Genomic DNA, 23,287 nt, shown 5'->3' on the forward strand with positions numbered 1-23,287 from the left:
TCCTTTTAGAAAAATTTCATTTCTAAAGGAGAGTCTTTTTTTAAGCACCTCTATTTAATTGTTCTTTCTTCGTTACTGTCTTTTCATTTCTAATCGTTTTACCATGCAAATAGTAATAAACAGCAATGCCGATTAAGATATAAATGCTGCTTAATGAATAGAAAGAATTTAATCCAATAGCATCACCAATAATTCCAACAATATAGGAGCCAAACCCTATTCCTATATCAAATATGGATAAAAAAGTAGCTGTTGCGAGACCTCTTCGATGTGGTGCTGCTTTCTGAATCGCAATGGTTTGTAGACACGGGAACATTGATCCATATCCTAAGCCAATTAATGCAGCAGATAATAAGAACATCCATTCAGATTGTGCAGTCCCCAAGACAAGCATCCCGATGGAAAATAGTACGATACATGGATAAACAATTTTATTTGCACCATAGCGGTCAAACCATTTACCAGCAAAAGGTCTTGCTATTAGCATAAAGATAGCGTAAACCACAAAGAAATATCCTGAAACACTTATAAATCCTTTGTTTTCAGCATAAACCGAAACAAAAGAAAGAATCGATGAATAAACAAGACCGAATATGGCTGCTACGATACTAATTTTTACTGCCGTACTCTCTATAATTCGATCAAATTGAATTCCTTTTTTCTCTTTCACTTTCGCTTCTTGTTCTACTCTCTCTGTTTCCATATCTGAGTCCAATTTCATAAATCCACCTGTTAATATCGCAAAGAATGCAAATATTAGCGCCAATATAAACAAGGTAGAAGTTCCCCATGAGTTAATTGCCTGGAGTCCGATAAATGGACCGACTACCATCGCTAAATTCATACTCATTGAATAATACCCCATACCTTCTCCTCTTCTGGAGCTTGGTAAAATGTCTGCAACAATTGTCCCGGTAGCGGTTGTAGCCATACCAAATCCAATGCCGTGTAATGCGCGAACGATGAGCAAACTAGTGATAGAATCAGTAAATAAATAAAAAACCGCTGCCACTAAGAAAATAAGTAATGATGTAACAAATATGGCTTTTTTGCCAAACTTCTGCATCAAGTTACCAGCTACAGGCCGGATAAGAATAGCTGTTATAATGAATACCGTAACAACTAAACCTGCTGTAGACTGCTTTCCATTTAATTCCCGAATCGCATAGATTGGTAATGAAACTAGTAAAAAATAAAACGTCATAAATAAAAAAAAGTTACTTACCCATATTTGGATAAATCCCTTTGTCCATAATGGTTCTTTATTCACTTCTTTTCCTCCTTGATTGCTAATGAATGAATCCATTCAAAAATTATATGTTGTAAAGTCTTTTGAGATTCGATTGGCAATTGTTTAAGTAACCCCTGATTTGCCAGCAGAACAGCTGCTTCCCATTTCGCATACTGCTGTATAGCAAAATCTGTTAGAAATACTCTATTTGTCCTCTTGTCTTCTCCCTTTATTTGCAGAACATATTTTTTCTCCACGAGCTTCTTTATGGTACGTGTTACTGGAGGGGGTTCTATGGATAGATAATCGGCGATTTCCTTTTGAGTAAGGGGACCATTTTTTTTTAATACATACAAAATTGCCCATTCAGAGCTATAAATATCAAATGGCTCAAGTGCTGTATTTAATTGTTTGGTTAATTGTCGTGCGAGCTGCTGGATAGAATGGAATAAATCATGAGTCGTGTTCATTGCTTTCTCCGATCTAAAATTAATTACCTAGGTAACTATATCATAACTTTATTGGAACGGCAAGATACTATTTCATTTAATCAAACGTTTGATTAAATGAAAATATCACTATGTATAAAAAAACACCCTTAGGTAGACTTTTTAATGTCTACCTATAGGGTGCTTTTTTATTCTTCTGCTGCTTTATTTGTTAGTTTTTCGCCAGTCTTCTACAAAACTGAAATGGAAGCAATGTTGTCTGGATGACAAGCTCCTATAGCCTTTTTAATTTGTAACTAATTGAAAAAACAGGCAATTCACTAATTAACCATTTTTTACCAAATGCTACTAATTAGGCGAAATGCCATCCTTGGTATAAATAGTAAAATGTTCCAGACTACTTCCCCAACTATCTCAAATAATACTTCTTTTAAAAAACTGTTACTTTTTCTTGTTTTAATTTTCATCTTCTAACTTCCCGTTATAAAATTTGGATACCTATTCTGGATTAATAACTATAACTTGACTGCCTGAATAGATTCTTCTATTCAATTCCATCTTCCACTATCCTACTGCTTCTCTATAAGCAAGCCTTTGATCTAGCAGCATAGTTAAATATGGACATCAGGTATTGCTGTTGGTTATCCCACTTGCATACATATCTATTATTACAGCTTAATCAGCAATGGTATTTATTATTTACTGCGAGTAAAAACCTTTACTATCGCACTAATTATTCCAGGCACAAGAAAAAAGACGCCAAAAAAGACAGTGAGTAGATTATACTGTGGCGTTTTATAGAAATTAAACCATTCAGTGATAATAAAACTGTCAAGAAGCTTCCCGAATATTGTTCCATCCATATCTCTGTATTTAAGTATCCATCCTGTTGCTTCTGATGAAAAAAAGAATATTTGTGACAATACAAATACACCAATAGAAGATACCCAATATTTTTCCAGAAATGATGAAGCTTTTTGTTTCCTAACCAATGTAAATCCCATCCTTTACAAATACTCTTGTCTATATATTCATAAATTCATTACGTATGGTTAGGAATTAAGTTTCAAAATTTTCCCTGTTTTATTAGAAAAATTGAATTGAATATTAATACCATTTCTACTAACTTGTTAATCCAATTATCAATAGAACCTTAAAACAGAAGGAAACGGCGGGAGGAATACTCTGTTCCTGAGGTAACAGAAAGGCTTGCTCACGATGGATTAATTGGAAGCATGATGAAAACAAATAGTTTTTATATTTGCACTGTAATAACAGAATGTTCAACTATACAAAATTAAGTATTATGTTCGCACCATCTTTATAAAATAGCTATCTTATCACCAATATGAATAATTCCAGTCTTAATCACACTTGCATATAAACCAAAATGGTTATTTCGCTCTTTAACAATCTGTTTTAATAGCTTCGGCTGTCGGGTGCCTGTTTCTGGATCTACTGTTATGATCATACATCTTTCACAAAACTTATTAATCTCCAGAATTACATCTGAACCGATTTTAATTTGTTTCCCTAGTAAATCTTGTTCGTTTAGGTCACTTTCTTGGAGATCATAGACAATATTTCCTCTGAATCTTCTCTCATCAATCGATTCACCAAATGATGTAGATAATTCTGATAGAGCTTTTGTGGAAATTAATAACAGATTATCTTCTTCAATTGCTGGAAAGGGAACAAAGGTTGGAGCATAGGCGATTGAATCTAATGTCCGATTCGTTTCTTGTTCTAATCTTTCTAATAATGCCGTTTCGCCCCAAATATATTTAGAGCCATCATTGGCAGTTATAGTTAAATTAGGATATTTTTCTATTGACTCTTCTCCTGAAAAGCCCGCTTTATATGTAACCATTTTAGGGTATTGCGTAATGGTTAAATGCTTATTATTCGCTCTATCGATAAAAGCATGACTTCGATCGCCATATATTCCATACGACATAATCCGTGCCTTTTCCAAGCTTTCTCCAGTAAATGATTTTATTGGATAGCGCATGATCTTTTGTATATTGCCTATCATCTTTTCTCCCCCTTTACTCTCTTTCTTCTATTAAAACAAAAAAACTCTCTAAAACCAATTATTTTAGAGAGTTTTTCGAAAATTAAGGCTTTGTTTCCTTCATATCTACCGATAATAGTCGTTCTGTGCGCGTATCAAAAGTTAAATGAACAAATACACCAATTTCCTTTTGATCTTTGTTTACAATTAGCTTAAACTTTTCCACAGAAGTTCCTTTCTTATCTTCCTTGCCTACATGCAGATAATCAGTAACTTCACTATTAGGATATTTTTCTTGTGTTTTTGTTATGGCAATTCTCCCCCATTTTACATAGGAAGGCAGCTCTTCCGCACCACCATGTAAGGGACTGCTAAGCTGCATTAGGAATAAGCTTACCAAAAAGATGCTTATGAATGGATATTTTAATTTTTTCATGCAAACATCTCCTTTCTTGTTATTTCTAGTATGAACAGAGAAACAAAATATATGTATTTTTATATGTTAACTAAATTATATTATAGGTTGACACAAATCAATTAGAGAAGTATAGTTAATTACAGAAATTAAACAAAAGGGAGTGGCCATTTTGAAACAGTGGAAGCCAATAGATATAACAATGATTGCGTTATTTGTTGCTTTTATGGCGGTGGGAGCAAATGTTACAAGTTTTCTTATCATTGGAGGTGTTCCCGTAACTCTTCAGACTTTCTTCTCTATTCTTGCGGGGCTGATTCTTGGTAAAAGATTGGGAAGCGTGGCAATGTTTGTTTATATGCTTGTTGGTCTTATCGGAATACCCATCTTTGCAGGGATATCGGGCGGCCTTATGGTAATCACCAGACCATCATTTGGCTTTATTTTAGCATTTATTATGACAGCATTTTTTGTCGGTTTCTTCATCGAAAAAAAACAAACCATTCCATTCTATATTTTTAGCGGCTTCATTGGATTATTTATTAATTACATAATTGGGACTAGTTGGATGTATTTGGCTTATAAAGTTTGGTATGCTGCACCAGAAGGATTTACTTACCAGCTAATGTGGAGTTGGATGGCTCTACCTTTAATAAAAGACATCATCCTAACTTTTATCGCTGGTATTTTAGGACATCGTTTATATTATTCCGTCATCAAAAAAAGTTCCCTTCGCGTGCATTGGCATGAAAATTCATCGCGATAAGAAAACTGCCACATAATAAGGAACAGCTGAGAAAAAAGACTATAGACAAACCTCATAATTACTTAAGGTAATTGCCTATAGTCTGAAAGTCCTCAATAATGGAGGACTTGTTTGTTACCAAATCCGATTGCTTTTTATATTATTCGCTATAATACGACTTTTTTTCCTAAAAATCCTGTCTGATTATGCGCTTTCCCAAGAAATATTTTTCCTATTCCCATTTCCCTCTTCATGAAACTTTATCTTATGTCGATGGAGTAAGAATAATCCAGTGATTCCAATTTATCGGTTAATACATGTATTTCTACATCCCATTTACCCGGCTGATTTAACTGAAGATTTTCTGCAAAATAATGTCCTTCCTTTTCCTTCGTTAATGGAAAAGACATTTCTTTCTCTCCTTGTCTTAAACTAATTGTAATTTGTTCCACAGGATCGATTGGCTTGCGGTTATTATCAAATACAAATACTTCATACTGATTTTGTACACCTGTTTTCTTAGGTGTGATCGATAAACTGATATTTTCATTATAACCAAGTTCTGCTTCTTCATAGAACGGCAGGTCGATAGGCAAGGTTGGTGTCTGTATTTGAGTAAACGCCGTAGTTACAAGCAATATTAATATGCCAAGTGTAATTTCCATTTTTATTGATTTTTTATAAAAGTCTTTCTTTCTTAATAGAAGTCTGCTGACAAGGTGATATGCACCAAAAATTAACATTAAAACAAGTAAACCAATTTTAATAAGCAAAACCTTTCCATATGCCGTACTTACTAATGACTGAAAATCAGGAATTAATAAGGAGGCATTTATTGCGCCAGAAATGGCTAAAACCGCAACAGTAATAAGGGCCCATAATGAATACCTCTCCATAGTTGCCCAATATAAATCATGTCCTTCCCCTTCTTTAGCAAATATTCCTTCTCGTAAAAAGAGAATAATGACAATCATTCCGCCAAGCCAAATAGATGCTGCTATTAAGTGAAAGAAATCAAGCACGATAGCTACTGTCTCATAAGGCGAACTGGAAGGATGACCAAGAAATGCTTTTGAAAGCATGATGCCTATAAATGCTAATCCGGGAATTATCCAATGCTTTCTTTCTAAATAAGCTTCTTTTGTCCAAATAAATCGTTGTGCAAGGAATAAAATAGCCAAAAGGATCATTTGTACAATCCAAATAATTCCTTCCTTCGTACTTGTCAATGTTTCCATTAAATTACTTGGCTTTATACTAGCTAATAGACTCACACCAGCATAGCTTTGTGTTTGAATAACTAATGAGCTAATAATACTAATGGCAAGGAATAAGACAGCAATAATGGATATTTTTTTCGTTCTTTTTACTAGCTTTGCAGATAATTTTTCATTTCTATACCAAATTGTATAGAATAACAATAATCCCATATAGATAGAAAAACCTATATAAAGAAAGCCTTTATTGATCATCGTACTTATAAAGCTCACTAGATTACCATTGTCCTGTTGAGTTGGAAAAGCTGCACCATCAGGTAATTCTCCAATGCTGAAAGGAATCATCCCAGAAACGGAATGGCCATCAGCAGATACAACCCTCCATTCTACCGTATATATATCATTCGGTAAATCTGACTTTAGATCAACTTCCATTGATTTTTCTGTATCAGGATTAATGACTACATTTTTCTTGTCTACTCTTTCACCCGATGAATTTAAAACATTTAAGATTTTAAAGCCAGTTTGAATCTTTTCATTAAACTCTATGTATACCTTCTCTGGCGCTGTCTTTAATATTTCATTCTCACTAGGGTTTGAATTTGTAATATAAGCATGTGCAGAAACTTTATTAATCCCTAAAAAACTAAACATTAGTACAACGATAGGAAGAATCATAAACAGCCTTTTGCTATCCACTTTTAAAATCACGTCCTTCTATTTTCTCATTCCCCTCCCAATTATAGCGAAAGAATAGTCATTCGTACAATGAAGTGTTACCCTTCCTTAACGGGTTCGACATTATCCAAGGAGAAAAGTCAACTTTTGTCTTTATAGCGCACTTTTTGCGCTTTCCCAAGAAATATTTACGGAAAAATCGAATAAATCCTGTTGATCTGGTAAATAATATGAATAAATTTAAAAGGAGGTAGGTCCATGGATATTAGCATGACTGCCGATGAAGTAATGTTGGCTATTCAACAATTACGCTCAAATGGCATGAATATGAATAAAAAGAAGATAAAACAAAGCCACCCGGATTTAATGCGCCATGCGCTCCATTATTTTCCTGATTGGAACAGTGCGGTTGAAAAAAGCGCATCTGCTTAATAATACCAGATTAACTACTTCTTAGTCATACATATTCAACAAGTGTCTGATAACACCATAGACTTACGAAAAAAATGAGTGAACAAGGTTTTTCAACAGTATCAAATAGAAGTTAATAGAGGCTTCCCTTACAATATAACCACTTAGATTTTGGCTGGTTAGAAACGGGAAGTTCTCTTTTTATTTGTACACGACCTTTACTAAGGAAGAAGGGTATAAGATAGAATGAAGGAATTCTTAATATTATTAAAGAATGGAAACCGTTCGGCTCTGCTTGCTGCTTTAGTAAATACCGTTATCTCCTTATTAAAAGGAGTTGCTTACTTTCTCACCGGTAATGTGGCGATGTTTGCAGAAACCATGCACTCCCTTGGTGATGCAGCCAATCAATTTTTTGTGTTTATTGGATCTGCATTAAGTAAAAAAGCTCCAACAAAACGCTTTCCAGGAGGATTTGGCAGACTTGTCAATATTGTTTTATTATTTGCTGTTTTAATCGTTGGAATTATGGCTTATGAAACAATTCGCGAAGGACTTGATCATGTTCTTAAGCCACAAGAATCAACAGGCTTTTTACTCATTATCATTATCCTCTCCATATCTGTAGGCTTAGAATTTACCGTTTTAATTAAAGCAATGAAAGAAATTGTAGCAACAGCGGGTTTAAAAACAAGAGGTTTACAATTGTTTTCTGCCAGCATTGCCTATTTAAAATCTGCCAAGCCTGCAACAAAGTTAGTATTTTTAGAAGATTCCGTAGCAACAGCAGGAGGAATATTAGCAATTGCGGCAGTAATAGTAAGTGAATATACAAACTTTAAACAAGCAGAAGGCATTGTATCCATTATCATCGGCATTTTTATGTTTATTGTTGTTGGGAGAGTTTTTTTAGATAACGCTGCAGGTGCTATAGGGGAAGCAGATTTAGAAATGCAAGATACAATTGGCAATATTGCGATTAAAGATCCTGATGTACGTGATATCCAAGATCTAGCAGTTTACAAAGAAGGGGAAGATTTCCACGTAGAACTAAGTATCGAAATCGATAGTAAATTAACCGTTGAGCAAGTCGATAAAATAAGACAACGAATTGAAAAGCAAATTTTATCAGAAAAAGGCGTATCTGATGTGATTATCGAATTTGATAAAGATGATGGTATTTTAAAATGGCCCCATTTTATTTCTGAATTGGATAAACATAAAAAGGTGGCTGAAAAGCATACAAATTAATAAATCTAGGCTTATAAGATTCATTCTTGAATAAGTAGTGAATTAAAAATCACCAATACTTCCATCATAAAGGCCAGGAATTCTAAAAAAATCCCTGGCCTTCCATTTATAATGAATCTATTTAATTACCGCGTCTTCAAACGGCGCATAAAATACTCCCTTAGGTGCTAGAACACTGGTTTCTGACTCCTCTTCTCTCCCATCGACTTTATAAGTACCTGCTGGAAAATAATCATAATAACCAGACTTTACATGTAAATCCACATAGTATTCATCGAGTTCTCTCATTAATATGTGATATGCTTCTCTATCCATAATTTCACCTAAATCATCTAGTTCAAAATTTTCTTTCACTGCCTCCATAAATGGTTCACAAGACTCTGCCGCAACATATAAATCTACGTCACAACATTCCATACAAAGTAAAACCTCTTCCCCTTTTATATTAGCATAAGCATCATCGACCATTTGTTTTAAAATCTGTTTGATCTTTTCTTGATTAACCAAATTCATGGTTGTTTTCACAACAGTTCCCTCCAAGTATTTACAACTGACAAAAATATCTATAGCTTTATCATACACAAAAACAAGTACAAAATGAAATAATATCATTTTGTACTTGCTTCAGCCTTTTATTTTAAAATATTTTTTACAATTTCATATGAACGAAGACGTTCAGATTGAGAATACACTTGTGTGTTGATTATTATTTCGTCCGCTTGGGTTTCCGCTAAAAATGATTGTAGTTTCTGAGTAACTGTATCTTTGGAGCCGATAATAGATGCTTTCAATTGCTTGTGAACAATAGCTTTCTCATAAGTACTCCACATTTCCTCCATATTGGAAACCGGGGGCTGTAGTTGTGCCGGCTTGTTCCGAATAAGACTTAAAAACTGCTGTTGTGAAGACGTAGCAAGATATGCCGCTCTTTCATCCGTATCTGCTGCAATAATATTCACTCCAACCATCACATACGGCTTCTTTAAAGTTTCTGATGGACGGAATGAATGAAAATAAGTATTAAGTGCAGGAATCGTATAGTCTGGTGAAAAATGGCTAGCAAATGCAAATGGCAGGCCAAGTTGAGCAGCCAATCTAGCACTAAAGTCACTGGAGCCTAACAGCCAAATTGGTATTGTTTCCCCTTCCCCTGGTATAGCCCTTACTGGTAAATTTGTCTCTTCGTATGGTTTAAAATACGTTCTTAATTCCTCTAGCAATTCTGGAAAATCACTTCCATCACTTTGATGGTAACGTCTTAATGCTCTTGCTGTCAGTTGATCACTGCCAGGAGCCCTTCCAAGACCTAAATCAATACGATTGGGGTACATAGATTCTAATGTGCCAAATTGCTCAGCAATAACTAAAGGCGAATGATTCGGTAACATAATCCCGCCTGCCCCCACTCTAATCTTGCTTGTACCCCCAGCTAAGTAGCCAATTAATACGGAAGTAGCACTACTAGCAATCCCAGGCATATTATGATGTTCAGCTACCCAATAGCGGTTATACCCCCACTTTTCAGATTGTTGAATAAGTTCTAAACTATTTTTAAAACTTTCAGCAGCATTGCTACCTTCTCTAATCGGTGCTAAATCAAGAACGGAATATTTTATTTCCTGTAATGTTTTTCCCATATATCCAACCCCTTCTCTCTACACTATAAAACTGTTCCATTCTTCCCTTCAACTTTATTGCCTGTACATTGAAACATCCGTGAATATATTAATCAAAATGATTTAATAGTTGCTTACTGTTTACATACTCTAATGTATCTTGATGATATCGTGAAAGAATATATTCCATTTGCGGCATTGGGGAAACAATCGGTATTTTCTTGTTTTTTATAATCCTAATAATTGGTTTTGCAGTTGATTTTGAATCCACTATTGCCCATTTTCCTTTTTTCTTCTGAAGCGTTAAATCAATGATCCCAAGGTGATTTCCCCAGTTTCCTGCTTGGACTGTCGGTTTTCCATTAATCAATCCTTTTTCATGGTTAACACCTTTTGGCCCTTTTTCTCCTTTAACTGGAAAGATACCATGCGAGTGACCATAAAGAATAACATCTATTCCTTTGACTTTGCTAATATCTCTGACATTATTCCCTTGTTTTGGCCAATATTGATCAGAATATAAACCGGCATGTACTAAAGCAATGATTAAATCTGCGCCTGCTTTTTTCATTTGAGGGACAATTTCTTCCGCTGTTTTTCGCATATTTTTTATGATAAGTTTATCTTCCAAATGCTCCTTGTCCCATACCTGGGTTATTGGAGTAATTAATCCTATGACACCCATCTTAATATTTTCCGTTTTTCCTTGATCATTTACTAACTTTTTATCTAATAGTAGATAAGGTTGAAAAAAATGAATATCATCTTGTTCATATCCATTATGATCATCAACATAAATATTAGCATTCGTATAGGGGAAATCAGCCCCTATTAGCGTATTTAACAAAAAATCCAATCCGAAATTGAACTCATGATTCCCAACCGTTGCTGCGTCATATCCCATTAAATTCATACTCTTATAGGCTGGATGAATATCACTAGAATAAAACATCGGCGAATTTGCTACATATTCAGCTAGCGGACTCCCTTTTATCACATCGCCCACATCAAACAGCATTGTATTTCTTTGTTCTTTTTTTGCCTGCAATATTAAACTTGCAACACGATTGTATCCATATTCAATCGTTTTCTTTTTCTCTTCGTAATTATAATCTAAAAGATAAGAATGAATATCCGTTGTCTCTAAAATTCGAAGTGGAAAGATAGATTCCTTGTGATTTTCTTCAGTAGCTTTTGTAAGTATAGGGTTGGCATGTATAAAAAGGATAAAAGTAATACAAATAATAACAAAGAATTTCTTTTTCATCTCTAAGTCTCCCCTTTTCTCCGAGCACACCTTTTCGCTTGCCTTAGTTTATACAATAATGAACATACCTACACAGAAATTAACAAAAGGAATTAACAATATCGTTTCCTAAAATAGAAAATGTGGGAAATTTGTCAACTAATCAGAAGTTTTGATAGCTTTTGTCTTGTTGCAGGAAATTAATTCCCCCTTCTCTAAATACATATAGTAAAGATGGTCAAATTACCTTGATTATTCAAAAGGAGAGAGAGAAATGAAAGCATATACGATAGGTGAAGCATCAAAAAAACTGACGACAACCCCAACTATGTTAAAACAATGGGAAAAGGAATTTCAAGGAATTATCGTGATACCTAGAACAAAAACAGGGGCGCGTATTTATACCGAAAAAGAAATAACCCTCCTTCATGAGGTGAAAAATTTATATAAAGAGAAACGAAAAACAGCTGAAGTAAAAGAAACATTAACAATGCTCATTAACAGACGTAAGAAAGCAGAGATTGCGGAAATAAAAGAAAAAAGCAAAAACACAGCCGTCGAATTGCTTCCTAAAAAGGATGCTTTAGAACCTGCTGAGACGACGGAATCACAAATTACAGAACAAAACTTTCGCCTATTACTTTCTTCCTTGGAAAATTATAAACAAGATTTTCTTGAAGAAGTCAAAGATGAAATTAGAAATGGGATTAAAACGGAAGTATTAGAAACAATTTCAAAGGAAATAAAAGCTGGCCGTGAAGAAACAATTTCCCATATTACTAATTCAGTTAAGGAAACGCAGACACAAACATCCGAACATTTAGATGAATTTTCCGAACTTTTACATAAAAACGCAGAAGCGACCACAACTAAATATGAAGAAATTCAAACGAAGTTCAAAAAACTTTCCCAAATTTCAAAAGCTGAAAGAAAAACCTACTCGAAACAATGGACATCTAATGTTTCATCCACAAAAGAAATTAAATCAATGATCGAGCATCTCTCGAAATCAAATGAAGAACTAAACAAAACGGTGGAACAATTAAATGAAAATGATCAATATTTTATGGAAACGTTACAGCTAGAAAGAGAACAACTGAATAAAGAAATTAAACAAAGAGAAAGAAGTTTCCAAGAGCTTGTCCAAACATTTCGTCATGCCGCTGCTGCTCAAGAAAAAAGGAAATCCTGGTGGAAAATTTGGCAATAACAAACTTAGGAAAATATTAAATAATGGATAACATGTAAAATTGACTGAAAGAGTAGCCAAATAATTTCCCTTTTTGGTTACTCTTTTTCATTTGTCCTTTTTATATGGTAGTATGGTATTGAAGAAATGTAAATTTAATGGAGGTAAAAATGTCAATCACTTATAAAGTTTTGTTCCTAGATATTGATGGAACTATCTTAACACCAGAAGATACGATCCAAGATTCCACAAAAAAAGCAGTGCAATTAATGAAAGAAAAAGGATTAGAGGTCTTTTTAGCAACTGGAAGACCACTACATGAAATATCACATATTGGAGAGACACTCGCCATAGAATCGTTTATCGGTTATAATGGCGCATATGCAATACATAATGGAAAAGATGTTTTTAGACAACCGATGAGTCCTGACTTGGTCACGAAATACTTAGATATTGCCAATGAAAAGGGAAATGAACTAATTTTATATACAAATACTCATAATTTACTTTCCCACCCTGAAGAGAAAATGACAAAACAATTTAGTGAAAAATTCCATTTAAAGCAAAATAGAGCTTTTACTCTAGATGAAAAAGCGAATATTCTAGGAATTACTATTATCAATTTAAGAGAGGAAGATATTTCACTATACGAAGATTTTCCTGATATCCACTTATCACAAGTTAATATCGATGGATTTAGACATTCCTATGATGTTATTAGTGATAAAGTAAATAAAGGGTTTGCTGTCTCCCTTATTTTAAAAAGATTAGGAATCGAGAAAGAAGCTTCTATTGCTTTTGGAGATGGTCTAAATGACAAAGAAATGCTCGAAGTAGTTGGAGAAGGATTCGCTATGGGGAATGCACATGAGTTGTTGTTTTCCTATGCTAAGCATACAACCACATCTGTTACCGATTCAGGAATTTACAATGGCTTAAAATGGCTTGGATTAATCGAAGAATAAGTAATCATTCCTTTAACAAAAAGGATCAGTCTCCTAAAACGGAAACTGATCCTTTTTTGTTACACTTCTGTACTTTCCTCAGTAGCTTCTTTGTTCAGATGTTGTAATATTTTCTTATCAAAATATTCTTCATTCATCTTGTAGGAGATTTCAAATGCTGGAGTGCTGGCAAATTCTTTTTTTATCCAGAAAAAATTCTCTTCTTTTATTGGCTCTGTTAAATCAAGCATAATAGTGATTTCAAGAGAGATAAGATTTTTGTTTTTTGTAATATTTACAGTTGGATTCGTACTTCTTGCTACTTTGTTTATAAGCTTTTTGTTAAAAAGCATGGAAAAGTGAAGTTCGTTACCGCTTTTATTTTTCTTATTGACTTTTAGTAAATAAGAATCACCTAAATCTACTAATTTCTCTTTATCCATATTCTCTATTGCTAAAATTAAGCGTATGTACGTATTTTCCACTGGTGAAATGTTTATTTTTGTCGAACTCATTTGTTACCTCCTCTTACTTGAAACCGCAAAATGAACCCTCTTTATCATATGACAACATTTCATTTATTATAACGAAAAAAGGGGGCAAAAAATAACTGCATAAATATAAATTATAATGGCAATATCCTATTGTTTGCATCCTTCATCTCCTACCTTGTATATTCTTATCTTTCTAACGTTATAATGCAAATAAAATGCTTAAAGAAAAGAATGCATTTTGGAGGAAAGAAATACCTTTCATGTGTATAATAAAAATTGTAGTAACTTTTCATAGTTATTAGGAATTTTTAAATGAGGAGCTTAAAGATATGAATGAAATTAAAACAGTAGAAACATTTGAAGAAATTATTAACAATGGAGATACAAATATTGTGAAGTTTTTTACCACTTGGTGCCCTGATTGTACAAGAATGGATATATTCATTGGGGAAATCATGGAAGCAAACAATGACAAAAAATGGTATAGTTTAAATAAAGATGAACTTCCTGAAATAGCTGAAAAATATGATGTCATGGGGATTCCCAGCCTGTTAGTTTTTAAAGACGGCGAAAAAATTGGTCACTTACACAGCGCCAATGCCAAAACACCTGAGCAGGTAGAAGACTTTTTAGCATCATATAAATAATTTTTGGAAATAAAACGAGGAGAAATATTGATTTCTCCTCTCAGCTTGTTGACAAAAGGAATTTAGAAAATGCAAATGGAATTATTATGCATTGATTGGAGTGGAAGAGGTGAGACTCCTTTGGGAGATGCGAGACAGTCTGAGACCCTGCAAGCGGCTCAGCGCGACCCCCACGGAAAGCGAACCCCTGCAACGGAAATCAACTCTTATTTAAAAGAATGTATATTTATAAACTAAGACAAAAGAGGATCAGAATGTTTTCATTCTGATCCCCTTTTGTCTTATATGGTCTTTTTTCGTTATTTTATTGTATTTTAATCTATTCTTTATACTCTTCTTAAATTGTTACGGACTCACCCAAGTCCAGTTGGCCGTCAAGCGTAGTCTCCATCTTGTGAACTAAGTGATTTGGTGGAACAAGTTAATCAAAGCAATCATTTCTAATTGATCTCTTTGAATAGAAGAATGTTTGGAAAGTATGATTTCACCTCTAAAAAATATCTACCTATATTTTAAAACCAGAGCAGTTAAAATTCTAGACTAACTTGATGAAACCAGGTTGTTGATTGGAGCGGAAGGTGTGTGACTCCTTTGGGAGATGCGAGAAAGTCCGAGACACTGCAGGAGCGTATGATACGAAGCGGCCCGGCGCTCGTCCCAAAGAAAGCGAACCCCAGTAGCGGAAATCAACACCCTATTAGAAGAGATCACAAAAAAAGACCATAGGCAAAACCTCAAAATTCAAGGAGTTTGTCTACAGTCTGAAAATTAGACTCATCTTTTTTTAGGCTATCCTAACTCAACCTGTATTACGTAAACCAGCAGCGATGCCATTAATGGTTAAAAGAACTTGGTTCAGTAATTCCTTATCAGGAACTTCTTGGTCACGAAGCTGTTTAATTAAATCAACTTGGAAGAAATTCAATGGATCTACATATGGATTTCTTCTATAAACAGACTCTTGAATAGAAGGTGTGTGATCAAGTAATTCTTCTATACCAGTGATTTCTAATAAAATAGCTCTTGTCTTATCATACTCTTCTTTAATATTTTGATAAATACGATTACCAATGGCTTCATTTTCCACAAGGGAAGAATATTCTCTTGCTGTTGTTAAATCTGCCTTCATTAATGCCATTTGTAAATTATCAATCGTCGAGTGGAAGAATGGCCATTTTGCGTACATTTGTTTTAAAATTTCAATATTACCTGATTTTTGCTGAGCAAACTCAGTTAATCCAGTACCAGCAGCATACCAAGCAGGAAGCAGCTGTCTACTTTGAGTCCATGCAAAAACCCATGGGATGGCACGAAGATTTTCAAAAGTTGTCGTATTTTTTCTGCTCATTGGCCGTGAACCAATTTTTAAATTTCCGATTTCATTTAAAGGCGTTGCTTCTTTAAAATAAGTCATAAAATCAGGATCATTAAAAACCAATGATTGATATTTTGCAAGCGCAATAGCAGATATTTCTTCCATGCAATCTTCCCAAAGATTTCTCTCCTCTTTATGTTCGCTAATATCCTTAGAAATATGAGCAATTGCCATAAGCAACGTAGAAGTTGCTTGCTCTAAGCTTCTAAAAGCAATATCTTCTAATAAATAGCGCGAGGATAATACTTCCCCTTGTTCCGTGATTTTCACGCCATCCCCTAATGTTTCACCTGGTTGAGATAGGATACTCTTATTCAACGGACCACCGCCGCGACCAAGTGAACCGCCACGACCATGGAAAAATTTCAAGCCGATTTGATAGTTACTAGCCATTTCGTGAATTTCACGCTGAGCTTTAAATAATTTCCAGTTTGCTGTTAATGTGCCACCGTCTTTACTACCATCAGAATATCCTAGCATGATTTCCTGCTGATCATTATGTTGTCTTAAATGTTCACGATAAACCGGCATACGGAATAATGTTTCAATGATTTCAGGACCGGCGATTAAATCATCAATTGTCTCTAATAATGGTGCTACATTTAAGTGACTTTCTACTGTTCCATCCGCATGCAGTCGATAAATTCCAGCTTCTTTTGCTAATACAAGTACTTCAAGAATATCACTTGGCGACTGTGTCATACTGATTAAATAAACATTAATTGCTCGTTCTCCAAACTTCTTATGTGCTTCTCTAATCATGTTAAAGGTGCTAATCATTTCCTGTGTTTCATTTGAATAATCTTCGTTTAATAACAGAATAGGACGAGGATCATTCAAAACAGATTCAAGAATTCCTAATTTTTCATTTTCTGGTAAATTTTTATAATCATCTGTTATGCCGACTTTACGCAGAATCTCGTCTATAGCTGCCTCATGCTCACCACTATGATTACGAATATCCAATGTGGCTAAATGAAAACCAAACAATTGCACTTGTCGAATTAGTTTTTGTAAATCTTTTTGCTGATGAGCTTTCGGTTGGTGCAAGGCAAAGCTTTCTTGAATTAAATATAAATCATCAAGTAACTCTCCTGCCTTCACATAACCTTTTTCAGATTTGCCATATTCTTTTAATCTTTCTAAAATAATTGAAAATTTCCGGCGATAAACTTCTTTTTCAACTGGCCATTTCTTTTCTGGTGTAAGATATAGCTGTTCTTCCTCCATAATCGTCTGAATAAGCTTTGAACTAACCTTAACACGATTAGTAGAATGACTGAATCTCTTCATCAATTCATCTACTGCATGAATGTATTTTTGGATGACTAATTCATTTTGCTTATGCAGTGTTTGCCATGTAACGTCAGGTGTTACATTTGGGTTACCATCTCTGTCTCCACCAATCCAAGAACCAAACCATAAGAAATTAGGTACTTTCCATTCGAAATTAGGATAGTTTTCATCCAGAGCATCCTGAACCTCTTGATGGATTTCTGGCAATACATCAAATAATGTTTGCTCAAAATAATAAAGACCATTTCTAACTTCATCCATTACGGTAGGACGTTCCTGCCGTAATTCATCTGTCTGCCACATGATCGTTATCTCTTCAAATAGATTATCATTTAAATGCTGTCTCTCTTTCTTCGTCAACATTGGGTTATCAAGTTGTTTTAAGATATTAGCAATTCTCTTTTGCGATTCTAAAATCGTACGTTTTGTTGATTCTGTTGGATGCGCTGTAATAATAAGTTCTAACGAAAGAGTATTTAACACTTCTTGAATGGTCTCTTCAGATAAATTCTTTTGTTTAAATGCCATGATTGCACGATCAATGGAATATGGCTGTACACCTTTTTCTTGACTTAGTTGGTATTCTCTTCTACGACGAATACGATGATTTAACTCAGCAACATTCACCAAATGAAAATATTTCGAAAACGCTCGAATAACTTGTCTGCGAACTGGCTTATCTAGTCTTTCCATTTCGAACTTTAATTGGTTATATGTATGTTCATTATTTGTTTCCCGCAGTTCTTTTGCTAATTTACGAATTATTTCTACCTTGTCTAATAATTCTTGGCCACCATGGTGGATAAGTACCTCACCAAGAATATTTCCAAGGTGTTTGACATCTTTTCGTAAAGGTAAACTGCTCTCATTTCCTTTTATCGTTGTTGTCATTAGATTACCATCCCTTAATCTAAATTTTTTAACATAAATACTTTATTACCATTAATCCTATCATTATTCTTTTAAAAATTCATTAACAAAAATCGATAATTAATAGATAGATAAGATAGATCTTTAAGGAATCATCTATTTTTTATATTAATCATACAACAATAAGCATCTATTGGATTTTTTTGTAAATTTTTTTGGACTTATGGGAATACATGAGACCTAAATATTATTTTTTCGTGATTCTCATCATTTATGTCATTAATGTATATAACCTAAAAAACTAAATATGTAAACTCAAATGCTCTGTTACGCTTAAAAGTGACGGATTAAATACAGAACAGGTTTCATTTAGGAGTTAATTATAACATATAACAGTCAGTATGGAAATGTCTCATTTAGAATGAGGACAAAAGCAAATATTAAAAAAACAGGAAGTGTTTCCACTTCCTGTTTTTTAATGATGATGTTGTTCTTTTGATGGATTATAAATAGTGAATCCTGGCTGTGGAACATGGAAATATTGAATCCATACACCATCCAAGAAATCTGCATCTCTCGTATCTAATAAAATGGGAATATCTTTGTCAGACTGCACCACTTCATCATGTTCCGTCTTCTTGTCCAATTTTAAATCGTAATGTGCATGGTTTCCATGATTCTCTGTTATGTATACCCGAATCATTTCTCCTTCTTCAGCTTTTTCTAACATTTGATTAAGCACTTTAACAGCGTGTCTGTTTATTTTGACTTTCATCTAATAATCCTCCTAAGCAAACATTTGCCTTCTTCATAATACTATCCCATTGTAATCTTCCGGAAGGACGTTTGCAAATAATCAAGACTGTATGAGCAAATTAATTCATTTTCTTCTGTTTCTATTATGCAGAGCTCCTTTGCTCTTTTATAAAGATTCCCTAGATTGTCTCCCTTCTGTTTATAAAAACAAAAAAGCAATCCAATATATCTAAATGGATTACTCTTAAAATTCAATATAATCAAGTCAGAGCAAGCTCATTTTGAAGGGATTTTAAAGTATTAAGCTCCTTGGCAAAAAGCTCAAACTGCTCTTTATTTAAGCCATCTAACGATTCATTTACTTTATATTCTAAATAATTCATTCTTAATTCCATATCCATTAAGGAAGTGATCTTTTTATTCGCAATAAATTCTTCTATTTCATCTATGAACATGAAGAAACTATAGTCATTTACCATAACAAGTAAAAGCCAGCCAAGCGAATCAACGTATTTTTTTTCTTCAGTAACGGTAATTATATCTCCTTTATGTAAATCAAGAATGAAAGTATGTTCAGGTCTAGGACAGGTACATTCGATCATATATTGAAATGGAGCTAAAACAATGAAATCATTTTTCATTATATCTTACACCTTCCTAATCTTTTCGTTATTTGTTTTCATTTTAAATGAAAATGATTATCACTGTCAATTATTTTTCCTTATAATAATATTGAGGGTAAAGAATATCCTTTTTATTAAAAAGTAAGTTATATTCCACTAACTCCACCTTTAGGATTTAAAACAAAACCCCTATACTCCACCCCTCAATATTATGGAGTGGAGTATAGGGGTTCCTATGGTTAAACAGATTGTGTTTCAACCACAGATGTAACTTTTTCGATATTAGTTTTACTCGTATTTCTATTAGCTATTTTTTCCTTGAAGGTACTCATCATAAAGGAAATTATAAATACTGATACAATACTGTATAAGCCTCTAATTAGTCCTACACTGTACAAGCCAATTAAAATAACAATTGTATCAAAAATAAAATTTGTTTTTCCCATATTCCAATTAAATTGTTTTTGAAGTGTAATAGACAGAATTTGGGCTCCCCCTAAAGACGAACCATTCATAAACAAAATAATAGTTCCTATTCCAATAATAAAGCCCCCAATGATAGATCCTAGTAGAGGATATAGAGCGAATGGCGGTAGAATGATGGATAACAAATAGGAAAATAATGTAACTAACGATACAGCTAAAATGGTTGAAATCGTAAATTTCTTCCCCATTTTAAAGTAAGACAAAATATAAAACGGGATATTTATTAAAGTAAATAAGATTGAAAATGAAATAGGTAATAAATAAGAGATACTTAATGCGAGTCCAGCTGTTCCTCCAGTAACAATTGCTGACCCTTTTAATAAATACAGACCAAATGATGTAATTAAACAACCAAACATCATTACTATTATTTTTCTCAATGCAACACACTCCTATAGTAATCATGATAAGTAGAAGATAAAAGAGGATTTATCGGTGAAATCCTAAAAATTTGTGATTTTAGGGTGGAATTCTTACATATATAATGATAGAATATATCGAAGTGTTTTTACATACCAATATGAATGTAATTACCTTGTACTTCCTCTATTTCGCATAAATATATGCATCATTACATTCATTTTGCAAAAAGGAGTATTCATTAAAATGGATAAGGTTGACATACAACTACTAAAAATTTTACAAGAAGATGCCAGAATTACGGTTAGTGATTTATCCAAAAAGTTAGCTTTGAGTCGCCCGAGTGTTTCGGAAAGATTATTAAGATTGCAAGAAAAGGGTATAATTTTAGAATTCAGCGCCCGAATTTCACCTGCAAAGTTGGGGAGAGAAACGCTTTTATACATTCAAATCAGTGAACTAAAAGAAGAACCACATGCATTTGAGGAATTTATTAAAACAGAAGCAGACATTATTGAATGCCACCGTGTAACCGGTACTGTCAGTTATATTATTAAAGCAGCTGTTTCTGGAATAGACGGAATGAGAAATTTGGTCGATCGCTTAATTCCCTATGGCACTATTAATACTTCAGTCATCTTGGCTTCACCTGTTCCCTTTAGACATATATTACCTAACGAACAATCACAATAAAGAACAAAAAATGAAAAAGTCTAGTCGTCATAAGTGGCAAAATGTCTCCTATGATGACCAGACTTTTCTTCTTGCTTAATCTAATATAGCGAATAATTCTTCAAGCTGATGTATTTCATATGTGGGCAGTACATCTTGCTTTTCAGCCTTTTCGCGATTAATCCAAACGGACTTAATTCCCGCCCGATTAGCTCCTAAAATATCTGTCATTAAATTATCTCCCACCATTATGCATTCTGATTTGTCTACACCTATTAAAGAAACAGCATGCTCAAATATAGAAGGATCAGGCTTTCCTCTGCCAAAATCGCCAGAAATTACAATATGATCAAAATAAGGAGAAATTTCAGGTGTAATAGATAGCTTTGTATTTTGCAAATGAGGTGATCCATTCGTTAATAATAACAATGAGTATTTCCCCTTTAATTGATTAAGGACAGAAAATGTTTCTTCATATACGAAAGGAGATTTCTTTCTATTTTCTGGAAAAGCTTCCGCTAATTCTTCGCCAAATTCAGGATCATCAATTCCAAGTGCTAGTAATCCTTTGGTCCATGCATCTTTCCGGTAAAACCGGATGAGCTCTCTCATTTTTGGAAAAGAAGCATGTTCTTCAAGAAACTCTCCCCAAAGTCCTTCAAAGGGATTAATCCCAATCATTTTCGTAAATTCATATGTATCATAACCTTCATATAAAGCTCTGGCTTCCTTCCGCACAGCTTCTTCTAAGCGTACAGCCGAAATAGTATATTTCTCTTCTGCCAATTTACATGTTTTAAAAAAAGCTTCTTGTACACTTTTTTTATCCCATAGTAGTGTATCATCCAAATCAAAAATAATTGCTTTAATTGTCATTTTCCGTTTCTCCTTTTAAACAAAAATATTTTATTCAAAGCATAGCCAAGAAAAAGGAATCTTTCTTTATAAGATTACAAGTGTTTTTAAACCACGTAAACCCTTCTTTTTCATAAAAAAAGAACTTTGCTATTAGAAGCAAAATCCTTCTTTGAAAAATAATATTTTAAGATATTATTTTAGTTTTTTTATAAAAACAACTTTTAAATAATTACTTTCTGTTACCTCATTAATATTCGCAAAATCGGCAGGTAAACCAAATTGTTCGACTATTTGATATGTTTCTTTCTGATGATGAAAGGCAGCATCAATAAATCCCTTAAACTTCTTCATATCAAAGGTTGCACAATTGGTGGAAGCGACAATAATTCCGCCATTTTTGGTTATGGCAATTGCTTCTTTAAGTAAATTAGTATAGTCTTTTGCTGCGCGAAAAGTATGCTTTTTTGAACGTGCGAAGCTAGGAGGATCTAGAATGACCATATCAAAGCTAAGTTGTTTCTTTACTGCGTATTTAAAATAGTGAAAAACATCTTCTACGATAATTTTTTGATTTGATAAGTCAATATCATTTAACAGAAAATTATCTGTTGTTTTCTGCTTGCTTCGATTTGCCAAATCAACACTAGTAGTCGATAAACTACCACCGACAGCTGCCGCGACCGAAAAAGCCCCTGTATAAGAAAAAGTATTTAGAACATTTCTCCCTTTTGCATATTGATCTCGAATTGTTTTGCGAACATCTTTTTGATCTAAAAAGATTCCTGTCATAGCCCCTTCATTCAAGTTTACTGCGTATTTAATCCCATTTTCTAAAATAGTAATGGGGAAATCAGCTTTTTTCCCAACCACAAAATCATCGTCTTCCATATATGTTCCATTATCGTCGAATCTTTTTTTCTCATAGATTCCGTCTATTTCTAATAATCGCTGCAACGATTCAATAATCCAGCTTTTATATTTATAAATGCCAATACTGTACCATTGGATTAACAGATAATTTTGGTAGAGATCAACAGAAAATCCTCCAATACCATCGCCTTCCCCATTAAAAATTCGAAAAGCAGTCGTTTCATGATCCTTAAAATAGGCTGCTCTTTTATCAATCGCTTTTTTTAGCCGCTTTTCAAAAAAAGCACCATCAATGGGAATGTTCCTTTCTCTTGTTAAAATCCAGCCAATTCCTTTATTTTGAATAGCATAATATCCTCTGCCAATAAATTTGTTTTTCTTTGTTATAACGTCAATTATTTGCCCTTCCTCAAGAGAAGTATTAGCATTTATAGCTTCTTTATAAATTAAGGGATTTCCATTTAGTAAATTTTTCTCAAATGGTGTTTCAATTTGTACTGTTACGATTTCCATTTTGCCACCTTTAACTTTCCGACCTAATATTTTCATATGCCCTTTCTATTATACATGAAAT

The 23,287-nt window shown here is 33.7% G+C and carries 23 protein-coding genes; 7 read left to right on the plus strand and 16 right to left on the minus strand.

All coding sequences use genetic code 11. The annotated features are described in order from the left end of the window. Positions 1-40 precede the first annotated feature (40 nt). The 5 genes from NSQ89_RS10065 to NSQ89_RS10085 all read right to left on the minus strand — a co-directional run bounded on the left by NSQ89_RS10065 (position 41) and on the right by NSQ89_RS10085 (position 4,130). Entirely contained in the window at positions 41-1,270 is a 1,230-nt protein-coding gene (locus NSQ89_RS10065) for an MFS transporter (protein ID WP_095257241.1), read from the minus strand. Next, positions 1,267-1,701: a MarR family winged helix-turn-helix transcriptional regulator gene (locus tag NSQ89_RS10070; RefSeq protein ID WP_095257240.1), complete on the minus strand. Its 435-nt coding sequence runs from the start codon at positions 1,699-1,701 to the stop codon at positions 1,267-1,269. The genes NSQ89_RS10065 and NSQ89_RS10070 overlap by 4 nt, the downstream gene beginning before the upstream one ends. A gap of 674 nt (positions 1,702-2,375) precedes the next feature. Then, complete coding sequence (locus NSQ89_RS10075) at positions 2,376-2,672, minus strand: YfzA family protein (protein ID WP_095257239.1); 297 nt, start codon at positions 2,670-2,672, stop codon at positions 2,376-2,378. A gap of 329 nt (positions 2,673-3,001) precedes the next feature. Beyond that, the gene (locus NSQ89_RS10080; protein WP_172865783.1) at positions 3,002-3,715 is read right to left on the minus strand and encodes an MOSC domain-containing protein; all 714 of its coding nucleotides are present in this window, start codon (positions 3,713-3,715) and stop codon (positions 3,002-3,004) included. A gap of 82 nt (positions 3,716-3,797) precedes the next feature. Then, the gene (locus NSQ89_RS10085) at positions 3,798-4,130 is read right to left on the minus strand and encodes a DUF3889 domain-containing protein (protein ID WP_061796231.1); all 333 of its coding nucleotides are present in this window, start codon (positions 4,128-4,130) and stop codon (positions 3,798-3,800) included. 151 nt (positions 4,131-4,281) lie between these two features. Between NSQ89_RS10085 and NSQ89_RS10090 the strand changes: the two genes are divergently transcribed. After that, positions 4,282-4,875: a biotin transporter BioY gene (locus NSQ89_RS10090; protein WP_235844418.1), complete on the plus strand. Its 594-nt coding sequence runs from the start codon at positions 4,282-4,284 to the stop codon at positions 4,873-4,875. 239 nt (positions 4,876-5,114) lie between these two features. On the opposite strand, the gene NSQ89_RS10095 is transcribed toward NSQ89_RS10090, so the two are convergent. Then, positions 5,115-6,782: a copper resistance CopC/CopD family protein gene (locus NSQ89_RS10095; RefSeq protein WP_341117828.1), complete on the minus strand. Its 1,668-nt coding sequence runs from the start codon at positions 6,780-6,782 to the stop codon at positions 5,115-5,117. 225 nt (positions 6,783-7,007) lie between these two features. Between NSQ89_RS10095 and NSQ89_RS10100 the strand changes: the two genes are divergently transcribed. Then, positions 7,008-7,181, plus strand: coding sequence for a hypothetical protein (locus NSQ89_RS10100; RefSeq protein WP_162837569.1), 174 nt, complete (start codon positions 7,008-7,010; stop codon positions 7,179-7,181). A gap of 225 nt (positions 7,182-7,406) precedes the next feature. Continuing rightward, positions 7,407-8,411: a cation diffusion facilitator family transporter gene (locus NSQ89_RS10105; protein WP_047940617.1), complete on the plus strand. Its 1,005-nt coding sequence runs from the start codon at positions 7,407-7,409 to the stop codon at positions 8,409-8,411. Positions 8,412-8,528: 117 nt separating this feature from the next. Here the strand turns inward: NSQ89_RS10105 and NSQ89_RS10110 are convergent, their stop codons facing one another. From NSQ89_RS10110 to NSQ89_RS10120, 3 genes are all read right to left on the minus strand, one after another. Beyond that, positions 8,529-8,936, minus strand: coding sequence for a hypothetical protein (locus NSQ89_RS10110; protein ID WP_047940616.1), 408 nt, complete (start codon positions 8,934-8,936; stop codon positions 8,529-8,531). Between the two features lie 107 nt (positions 8,937-9,043). Then, positions 9,044-10,048: an MsnO8 family LLM class oxidoreductase gene (locus NSQ89_RS10115; RefSeq protein ID WP_144579974.1), complete on the minus strand. Its 1,005-nt coding sequence runs from the start codon at positions 10,046-10,048 to the stop codon at positions 9,044-9,046. Between the two features lie 88 nt (positions 10,049-10,136). Continuing rightward, positions 10,137-11,294 (minus strand): metallophosphoesterase, encoded by a 1,158-nt coding sequence (locus NSQ89_RS10120; protein ID WP_341132575.1) that lies wholly within the window; start codon positions 11,292-11,294, stop codon positions 10,137-10,139. A gap of 253 nt (positions 11,295-11,547) precedes the next feature. Between NSQ89_RS10120 and NSQ89_RS10125 the strand changes: the two genes are divergently transcribed. Further along, positions 11,548-12,483: a helix-turn-helix domain-containing protein gene (locus NSQ89_RS10125; protein ID WP_341132576.1), complete on the plus strand. Its 936-nt coding sequence runs from the start codon at positions 11,548-11,550 to the stop codon at positions 12,481-12,483. 149 nt (positions 12,484-12,632) lie between these two features. Then, positions 12,633-13,427: an HAD family hydrolase gene (locus tag NSQ89_RS10130; RefSeq protein WP_341132577.1), complete on the plus strand. Its 795-nt coding sequence runs from the start codon at positions 12,633-12,635 to the stop codon at positions 13,425-13,427. A 59-nt stretch (positions 13,428-13,486) separates the two neighbouring features. Here the strand turns inward: NSQ89_RS10130 and NSQ89_RS10135 are convergent, their stop codons facing one another. Further along, positions 13,487-13,921: a hypothetical protein gene (locus tag NSQ89_RS10135; protein ID WP_047940613.1), complete on the minus strand. Its 435-nt coding sequence runs from the start codon at positions 13,919-13,921 to the stop codon at positions 13,487-13,489. Positions 13,922-14,229: 308 nt separating this feature from the next. Here NSQ89_RS10135 and NSQ89_RS10140 point away from each other — a divergent pair, with 308 nt between their 5' ends. Beyond that, on the plus strand, positions 14,230-14,547 hold the full coding sequence (locus NSQ89_RS10140) for a thioredoxin family protein (protein ID WP_341132578.1): 318 nt from the start codon (positions 14,230-14,232) through the stop codon (positions 14,545-14,547). A gap of 799 nt (positions 14,548-15,346) precedes the next feature. Here NSQ89_RS10140 and ppc read toward each other — a convergent pair. From ppc to NSQ89_RS10160, 4 genes are all read right to left on the minus strand, one after another. Further along, positions 15,347-18,109 carry a phosphoenolpyruvate carboxylase gene (ppc, locus tag NSQ89_RS10145; protein WP_341132579.1) on the minus strand — a complete coding sequence of 921 codons (2,763 nt, stop codon included), beginning with the start codon at positions 18,107-18,109 and terminating at the stop codon, positions 15,347-15,349. A gap of 454 nt (positions 18,110-18,563) precedes the next feature. Next, positions 18,564-18,863, minus strand: a complete 300-nt coding sequence (locus NSQ89_RS10150; RefSeq protein WP_061796239.1) for a heme biosynthesis protein HemY — start codon at positions 18,861-18,863, stop codon at positions 18,564-18,566. A gap of 241 nt (positions 18,864-19,104) precedes the next feature. Next, positions 19,105-19,485, minus strand: coding sequence for a hypothetical protein (locus NSQ89_RS10155; RefSeq protein ID WP_047940609.1), 381 nt, complete (start codon positions 19,483-19,485; stop codon positions 19,105-19,107). A gap of 221 nt (positions 19,486-19,706) precedes the next feature. After that, positions 19,707-20,333 (minus strand): YitT family protein, encoded by a 627-nt coding sequence (locus NSQ89_RS10160; RefSeq protein ID WP_047940608.1) that lies wholly within the window; start codon positions 20,331-20,333, stop codon positions 19,707-19,709. A gap of 226 nt (positions 20,334-20,559) precedes the next feature. Between NSQ89_RS10160 and NSQ89_RS10165 the strand changes: the two genes are divergently transcribed. Next, the gene (locus NSQ89_RS10165; protein ID WP_047940607.1) at positions 20,560-21,006 is read left to right on the plus strand and encodes an Lrp/AsnC family transcriptional regulator; all 447 of its coding nucleotides are present in this window, start codon (positions 20,560-20,562) and stop codon (positions 21,004-21,006) included. 75 nt (positions 21,007-21,081) lie between these two features. On the opposite strand, the gene NSQ89_RS10170 is transcribed toward NSQ89_RS10165, so the two are convergent. Further along, on the minus strand, positions 21,082-21,861 hold the full coding sequence (locus tag NSQ89_RS10170) for an HAD family hydrolase (protein WP_047940606.1): 780 nt from the start codon (positions 21,859-21,861) through the stop codon (positions 21,082-21,084). Between the two features lie 174 nt (positions 21,862-22,035). After that, positions 22,036-23,226 carry a class I SAM-dependent rRNA methyltransferase gene (locus tag NSQ89_RS10175; protein ID WP_047940605.1) on the minus strand — a complete coding sequence of 397 codons (1,191 nt, stop codon included), beginning with the start codon at positions 23,224-23,226 and terminating at the stop codon, positions 22,036-22,038. Positions 23,227-23,287: the final 61 nt, after the last annotated feature.

The sequence above is a fragment of the Niallia sp. FSL R7-0648 genome (genome assembly GCF_038007005.1).
Classification (GTDB): Bacteria; Bacillota; Bacilli; order Bacillales; family Cytobacillaceae; genus Niallia; species Niallia circulans.

Coding starts and splice junctions, on each gene's coding strand:
- NSQ89_RS10070 (WP_095257240.1), bottom strand. CDS start 1,701: ATGAACACGACTCATGATTTATTCCATTCTATCCAGCAGCTCGCACGA.
- NSQ89_RS10080 (WP_172865783.1), bottom strand. CDS start 3,715: ATGATAGGCAATATACAAAAGATCATGCGCTATCCAATAAAATCATTT.
- NSQ89_RS10085 (WP_061796231.1), bottom strand. CDS start 4,130: ATGAAAAAATTAAAATATCCATTCATAAGCATCTTTTTGGTAAGCTTA.
- NSQ89_RS10100 (WP_162837569.1), top strand. CDS start 7,008: ATGGATATTAGCATGACTGCCGATGAAGTAATGTTGGCTATTCAACAA.
- NSQ89_RS10105 (WP_047940617.1), top strand. CDS start 7,407: ATGAAGGAATTCTTAATATTATTAAAGAATGGAAACCGTTCGGCTCTG.
- NSQ89_RS10115 (WP_144579974.1), bottom strand. CDS start 10,048: ATGGGAAAAACATTACAGGAAATAAAATATTCCGTTCTTGATTTAGCA.
- NSQ89_RS10120 (WP_341132575.1), bottom strand. CDS start 11,294: ATGAAAAAGAAATTCTTTGTTATTATTTGTATTACTTTTATCCTTTTT.
- NSQ89_RS10125 (WP_341132576.1), top strand. CDS start 11,548: ATGAAAGCATATACGATAGGTGAAGCATCAAAAAAACTGACGACAACC.
- NSQ89_RS10130 (WP_341132577.1), top strand. CDS start 12,633: ATGTCAATCACTTATAAAGTTTTGTTCCTAGATATTGATGGAACTATC.
- NSQ89_RS10135 (WP_047940613.1), bottom strand. CDS start 13,921: ATGAGTTCGACAAAAATAAACATTTCACCAGTGGAAAATACGTACATA.
- NSQ89_RS10140 (WP_341132578.1), top strand. CDS start 14,230: ATGAATGAAATTAAAACAGTAGAAACATTTGAAGAAATTATTAACAAT.
- ppc (WP_341132579.1), bottom strand. CDS start 18,109: ATGACAACAACGATAAAAGGAAATGAGAGCAGTTTACCTTTACGAAAA.
- NSQ89_RS10150 (WP_061796239.1), bottom strand. CDS start 18,863: ATGAAAGTCAAAATAAACAGACACGCTGTTAAAGTGCTTAATCAAATG.
- NSQ89_RS10155 (WP_047940609.1), bottom strand. CDS start 19,485: ATGAAAAATGATTTCATTGTTTTAGCTCCATTTCAATATATGATCGAA.
- NSQ89_RS10165 (WP_047940607.1), top strand. CDS start 20,560: ATGGATAAGGTTGACATACAACTACTAAAAATTTTACAAGAAGATGCC.
- NSQ89_RS10170 (WP_047940606.1), bottom strand. CDS start 21,861: ATGACAATTAAAGCAATTATTTTTGATTTGGATGATACACTACTATGG.
- NSQ89_RS10175 (WP_047940605.1), bottom strand. CDS start 23,226: ATGGAAATCGTAACAGTACAAATTGAAACACCATTTGAGAAAAATTTA.